We start from the raw sequence: 6,910 nt of genomic DNA, 5'->3' as shown, positions 1-6,910 counted from the left end.
GGGATGAGCGGGTGACGTTCGGGGAGTTGGATGAGCGGGCGTCGCGGTTGGCGGGGTTGTTGGTGTCGTGTGGGGTGGGTGCGGAGTGTGTGGTGGCGGTGGTGTTGGAGCGGTCGGTTGATCTGGTGGTGGCGTTGTTGGGGGTGTTGAAGGCGGGTGCTGCGTTTTTGCCGGTGGATCCGTCGTATCCGGTGGAGCGGGTGGGGTTCATGTTGGGGGATGCGGGGCCGGTGTGTGTGGTGACGTCTGCTGGTCTGGCGGGAGTGGTGCCGGGGGATCTTGGTGTACCGGTGGTGTGTCTGGATGATCCGTCGGTGGCCGAGGGTATGGAGGGGGTGGAGGGGTGGACGGGGTCTTGTTCGGGGGGGCCGGGGAGTGCGGCGTATGTGATCTATACGTCGGGGTCGACGGGGGTGCCGAAGGGTGTGGTGGTGTCGCATGCGGGGATTGTGAACCGGTTGTTGTGGATGCAGGACCGGTTCCGGCTGGACGCTGACGACGTCGTGTTGCAGAAGACGTCGGTGAGTTTCGATGTGTCGGTGTGGGAGTTGTTCTGGCCGTTGGTGTCGGGTGCGCGGTTGGTGTTGGCGCGGCCGGGTGGGCAGGGGGATCCGGTGTATCTGTCGGAGGTGATCCGCTCGGAGGGGGTGACGACGGTTCATTTTGTGCCGTCGATGTTGGATGCGTTTGTGGAGGGGGGTGATCCGGGGGCGTGGGGTTCATTGCGGCGGGTGGTGTGTTCGGGTGAGGCGTTGTCGGGGGTGTCTGCGGAGCGGTTTGTGGGGGTGTGTGGTGCGGAGTTGCACAACTTGTATGGGCCGACGGAGGCGTCGGTGGATTCGACGGCGTGGGTGTTCGGGGGTGGGGTGTCGGGTGGTGGTGTGCCGATTGGTGTGCCGATCTGGAATACGCGGGTGTTCGTGTTGGACGGGTGGTTGCGGCCGGTGGTGCCGGGTGTGGTGGGGGAGTTGTTCATTGCGGGGGTGGGGCTGGCGCGTGGCTATCTGGGTCGTTCGGGGTTGACGGCGGAGCGGTTTGTGGCGTGTCCGTTCGGGGTGGTGGGTGAGCGGATGTATCGGACGGGGGATCTGGTGCGGTGGACGGTGGAGGGACAGCTTGTCTTTGTGGGGCGTGTGGATGATCAGGTGAAGGTGCGGGGGTTCCGGGTGGAGCCGGGTGAGGTCGAGGTTGTTCTGACCGCGCATTGGGGGGTGGCCAAGGCGGTGGTCGTCGCGCGTGAGGATGTTCCCGGCGATGTGCGGCTGGTCGCCTACGTCATTCCGGACGGCACATCTGACGGGGTGGAGGCGAACCTGCCCTCCGAACTGCGGGCGTTTGCGGGCCAACGGTTGCCCGAATACATGGTGCCGTCAGTCGTAGTGGTACTGGACGAACTGCCCCTGACAGCGAGCGGGAAGCTCGACCGGTCAGCTCTGCCGGCTCCTGGTCCTCAATCCGCGAGGACCAGCCGTGAACCCTCCACGGAGGATGAGCGCATCCTCTGCGAGATCTTCGCCGACGTATTCGGCTTGGAGCGCGTCGGCGCCGATGACAGCTTCTTCGAACTGGGCGGGCACTCACTGCTGGCCGTCCGGCTCGTCTCTCAGGTCCAACTGCGCCTCGGGGTCGAGATAGGAGTACGGGCCCTGTTCGAGGCGCCGACTCCGGCAGCGCTGGCGATGCGACTGGGAACTGAGCGGAAACCCGAGCGACCCGTACTACGCCCCATGCCCAGGGAAGGTGAATCCCGATGATCCCTCTGTCGTTCGCACAGCGGCGGTTGTGGTTCCTGGCGCAGCTGGAGGGGCCGAGCCCGATCTACAACTTGCCGGTGGTGCTGCGCCTGGATGGTGAGCTGGACGTCGACGCCATGCGGATGGCACTGGTTGATGTCGTCGTCCGACACGAGGTGCTGCGCACCGTGCTCCCTGCCCGCGCCGGTGAGCCCTTCCAGCACGTACTGGCGCCTGGTGAGGTGGGTGAGGTGCTGCGGGTTGTGCGGGCGGGGGAGGAGTTGGTTGCGGATCTGGTGGCGGCTGAGGTCGGTCATGGTTTTGATCTGGCGGCTGAGATTCCGTTGCGGGCTTTGTTGGTCGAGGTGGGTGTGGGTGTGCATGTGTTGGTGGTGGTGCTTCATCATGTGGCGGGGGATGGTTGGTCGATGGGGCCGTTGGCCCGTGATATTTCCCGGGCGTATGCGGCGCGGTGTGTGGGGGGTGAGCCGGGGTGGCGGCCGTTGCCGGTGCAGTATGCGGATTACACGTTGTGGCAGCGGGAGTTGCTGGGTGGTGAGGAGGATCCGGGGAGCGTTCTTTCGCGGCAGGTGGGGTACTGGCGTGAGGCATTGGAGGGGGCGCCGCAGGAGCTGGTGCTGCCGGTGGATCGGCCGCGTCCGGTGGTGGCGTCGCATCACGGACATGTCGCGGCGTTCGAGGTGTCTGCCGAGGTGCATCAGCGGCTGACGGCGTTGGCGCGTGCGCAGGGCGTGACGTTGTTCATGGTGGTTCAGGCGGCGTTGGCGGTGCTGCTGTCGCGGTTGGGGGCAGGAGAGGACATCCCGGTCGGTACGGCGGTGGCGGGGCGGACGGACCAGGCGCTCGACGATCTGGTCGGGTTCTTCGTCAACACCCTCGTGCTGCGCACCGATGTGTCGGGTGACCCGACCTTGGCCGAGTTGCTGCGGCGGGTGCGGGAGACGAGTCTGGAGGCATTGGAACACCAGGATGTGCCGTTCGAGCGGTTGGTGGAATCGCTGGCCCCGGACCGGTCGCTGTCCCGGCATCCGCTGTTCCAGGTCATGCTCACCCTGCAGAACAACGCGACTCCCACTCTCGACCTCGACGGTTTGCAGGCCACGCCGGTCGCGGCCGGGCCGAGGGCATCACGGTTCGACCTGCATCTGAGCCTGGGCGAGGCCACGATCGACGGTCGTACCGATGGGCTGCGTGGAACGTTGACCGGATCTGCGGATCTGTTCGACCAGCCGAGCGTTTCGCTGATCGTTCAGCGCTTTGTGCAGGTGCTGACCGCGATGGCGGGCGACACAGGGCTTCGGGTGAGTGAGATCGACGTGCTGTTGGGCGACGAGCGGCAGCGGGCGCTGGTTGCCTGGAACGAGTCGGGTGTGATCGAGGCAGGGACCGTCGTGCCGGCGCTTGTCGAGGCGCAGGTGGCGCGGACTCCGGGTGCGGTCGCTGTCGTGGGCGCGGACCAGGAGCTGAGTTACGCGGAGTTGGACGAGCGGGCGTCGCGTCTGGCGGGGGCGCTGGTGGCCCGCGGAGTGGGTGCGGAGTCGGTCGTGGCCGTGATGTTGGAGCGGTCGGCTGACCTGGTGGTGGCGCTGCTGGGGGTGTGGAAGGCGGGTGCCGCCTATCTGCCGATCGATCCGGGGTATCCGGATGAGCGGATCGCGTTCATGCTGGCCGATTGCCGCCCGGTGTGTGTGGTGACGACTGACGATCTGGCCGAAGGGCTTCCGCAGCGTCCGCGTCTGCCGATGGTGCGCGTGGGCGCACCAGGTGTGGGCTATGAGGTGGCAGAGCCGGTGGCAGTCCGGCCGGCGGCGGAGCACGCGGCCTACGTGATCTACACCTCGGGGTCGACCGGGCGCCCGAAGGGCGTGGTGGTGTCGCACGGGGCGTTGGCCAGCTATGTGACGTGGTGCCTGAAGGCGTACCCGGGCGTGAGTGAGAGCAGCCTGTTGCACGCACCGGTGTCGTTCGACGCGGGAGTGACGGGCCTGTTCGGAAGCCTGGCCAGCGGCGGGTGTGTATATGTGGGTGCGTTGGACGAGGACCTGCCCGCGCTGTTGGGTGATCGGCGGCTGAGGTTCCTGAAACTGACACCGAGCCACTTGCCGGTCCTGGAGGAGTTGCCGGAGCAGTGCGTGCCGACCGGACAGTTGATGGTCGGCGGAGAGGCACTCGGCTGGGGGCAGGTGCGGCGGTGGCGTGACCGGAATCCGGGTGTGGCGCTGGTCAATCACTACGGCCCGACGGAGGTGACGGTCGGTTGTCTGCACTATCCGGTCGGCGCTGGTGAGACGGGTGAGGGGCCGGTGCCGATCGGCCGACCGTTCGCGACCACCCGTGCATACGTGCTGGACAGGTTCCTGCAGCCCGTGCCGCCCGGGGTCACAGGCGAACTCTATGTGGCGGGACCTCAGTTGGCGCGTGGGTATCACGACCGTCCGGGGCTGACGGCAGAGCGGTTCGTGGCGTGTCCGTTCGGCGGTGCGAGCGAGCGGATGTACCGCACCGGTGACCTGGCCCGTTGGACGGCTGACGGCCGGCTGGTGTTCGCGGGCCGCGTGGACGATCAGGTGAAGGTCCGTGGTTTCCGGATCGAGCTGGGCGAGGTCGAGGCCGTATTGACGGCCCATCCCGGCGTGGCTCAAGGGGTGGCGGTCGTACGCGAGGACGTCCCCGGTGATGTGCGGCTGGTCACGTATGTCGTCCCTGCTGACGGCGGTGTTGCGGGCGAGGAGGTGCGGGTGTTCGCTGCTGGGCGGTTGCCCGAGCACATGGTGCCGTCGGCCGTGGTGGTGCTGGACGCGGTACCGCTCACGGTGAACGGGAAGTTGGACCGGGCGGCGTTGCCGGTGCCGGAGTATGCGGCGGCTGGGGGTGGTCGAGGTCCTGCCACGGTGACTGAGGAGATCGTGTGTGAGGCCTTTGCCGAGGTGTTGGGTGTGGAGCGGGTGGGGGTGGAGGACAACTTCTTCGAGTTGGGCGGGCATTCGCTGTTGGCGGTGTCGTTGGTGCAGCGGTTGCGTGAGCGGGGGCTGAGCGTCTCCGTGCGGGTGCTGTTCGAGGCACCCACTCCCGCGGCGCTGGCTGCGGCTGACGGCGTCGGCGGTGGTGGTGTGGTGGAGGTGCCGCCGAACGGCATTCCGGAGGGCGCGGAGGTGATCACGCCGGAGATGCTGCCGCTGGTGGATCTGTCCGCCGCGCAGGTGGAGTTGGTGTGCGCGGCGGTGGAGGGCGGGGCGGCGAACGTCGCGGACGTGTATCCGCTGGCCCCGCTCCAGGAGGGGATCTTCTTCCACCACCTGCTCGCCGAGCCTGGCGCCGCCGATGTGTACCTGGGACCGACGGTGGTGGCTTTCGACGGGCGTGAGCGGTTGGACGGGTTCTTGTCGGCGTTGCAGTCGGTCGTGGATCGGCATGACATCTACCGGACCGGGGTGGTGTGGGAGGGTTTGCCGGAGCCGGTGCAGGTGGTGTGGCGTCGTGCCGTACTGCCGGTGACGGAGGTGGTCCTGCCCGGGACCGGGGACGCTGCGGCTGAGCTGTTGGCGGTGGCCGGGCGGTGGATGGATCTGCGGCGGGCGCCGTTGGTGCGGGTGCATGTGGCGGCGGAGCCGGGCAGTGACCGGTGGTTGGCGTTGGTGCAGGTGCACCATCTCCTTCAGGATCACACGGCGCTGGAGGTGGTGCTGGGTGAGGTCGCGGCCTTCATGGCGGGGCGTGGGGACGAGTTGCCGGCCCCGTTGCCGTTCCGTGAGTTCGTGGCGCAGGCGCGGTTGGGGGTCTCGCGTCGGGAGCACGAGGAGTACTTCGCGGAGTTGTTGGGCGATGTGACGGAGCCGACGCTGCCGTTCGGCCTGGCCGACGTTCATGGTGACGGTACCGGTGCGCGGCGGGCTCGGGTGATGGTGGACGCGGGCCTGGCGGAGCGGGTGCGGGAGCGGGCGCGTGGGCTGGGGACGAGTCCGGCGACGTTGTTCCACGTGGCGTGGGCTCGGGTGCTGGCGAGCCTGTCGGGCCGTTCGGATGTCGTGTTCGGGACGGTGTTGCTGGGCCGGATGAACGCGGGGGCGGGCGCGGAGCGGATTCCCGGTCCCTTCATGAACACCCTGCCGGTACGGCTCGACACCGCCGCACATGATGTGGCCGACGCGGTCACCGCCATGCGGTCGCAACTGGCCGGCCTGCTCATGCACGAGCACGCCCCCTTGGCACTCGCACAGAAGACGAGCGGTGTCCCGACGTCTGCTCCCTTGTTCACCTCCCTGTTCAACTACCGGCACGGCAGGCGGAGGGCAGATCGGCCAGCCGCCGACCTGGCCGGCGTGGAGCTGGTCTATGACACGGAGCTCACCAACTATCCGCTGGCTGTTTCGGTGGACGACACGAAGTCGGCCTTCGGGATCACCGCCGATGCCGCGGCACCGGGAGACCCCGAGCTGGTGTGCGGGATGCTGCTCGCGGCCATCGAAAACCTCGTAGAAGGCCTGGAAGGCGACCTGCGGACGCCCTTGCGTGAGCTTGAGGTGCTGCCTGCGGCCAGCCGTGAGTTGGTGGTGGAGGGGTGGAATGACACGGCGGTGCCGGTTGCGGAGGTGTCGTGGCCGGTGTTGTTCGGGGAGCGGGTGGCTGGGGATCCGGGTGCGGTGGCGGTGGTGTGTGGTGATGAGTGTGTGTCGTATGGGGAGTTGGATGAGCGGGCGTCGCGGTTGGCTCGGTTGTTGGTGTCGCGTGGGGTGGGTGCGGAGTCGGTGGTGGCGGTGGTGTTGGAGCGGTCGGTTGACCTGGTCGTGGCGTTGTTGGGGGTGTGGAAGGCGGGGGGTGCGTATCTGCCGGTGGATCCGTCGTATCCGGGTGAGCGGATCGCGTTCATGCTGGGGGATGCGGGGCCGGTGTGTGTGGTGACGTCTGCTGATCTGGTGCAGGTGGTGCCCGGGGATCTTGGTGTGCCGGTGGTGTGTGTGGGTGATGGGGTGGGTGATGGGGTGGTGTTGCCGGGTGTGGTGTCGGTGGATGTGGCTGCGTATGTGATGTATACGTCGGGTTCGTCGGGGGTGCCGAAGGGTGTGGTGGTGTCTCAGCGGGATGTGGTGGGGTTGGTGGTGGATGGGTGTTGGGGTGAGTTGTCGGGGGTGTTGGGTTGGGCGCCGTATGCGTTTGAT

The 6,910-nt window shown here is 67.6% G+C and carries 2 protein-coding genes; both read left to right on the top strand.

The features are described 5' to 3' along the window. The coding region (locus IEZ11_RS49815) for an amino acid adenylation domain-containing protein (protein ID WP_189269754.1) at nt 1-1,754 on the top strand (1,754 nt) is incomplete at its 5' end. Continuing rightward, on the top strand, nt 1,751-6,910 hold a 5,160-nt coding region (locus IEZ11_RS49810), incomplete at its 3' end, for a non-ribosomal peptide synthetase (RefSeq protein WP_189269753.1). The genes IEZ11_RS49815 and IEZ11_RS49810, both read left to right, overlap by 4 nt.

Source organism: Streptomyces fuscichromogenes, assembly GCF_014645815.1.
In the GTDB taxonomy this organism is placed as follows: Bacteria; Actinomycetota; Actinomycetes; order Streptomycetales; family Streptomycetaceae; genus Streptomyces; species Streptomyces fuscichromogenes.
This window is presented reverse-complemented; position numbering and strand designations above follow the sequence as displayed.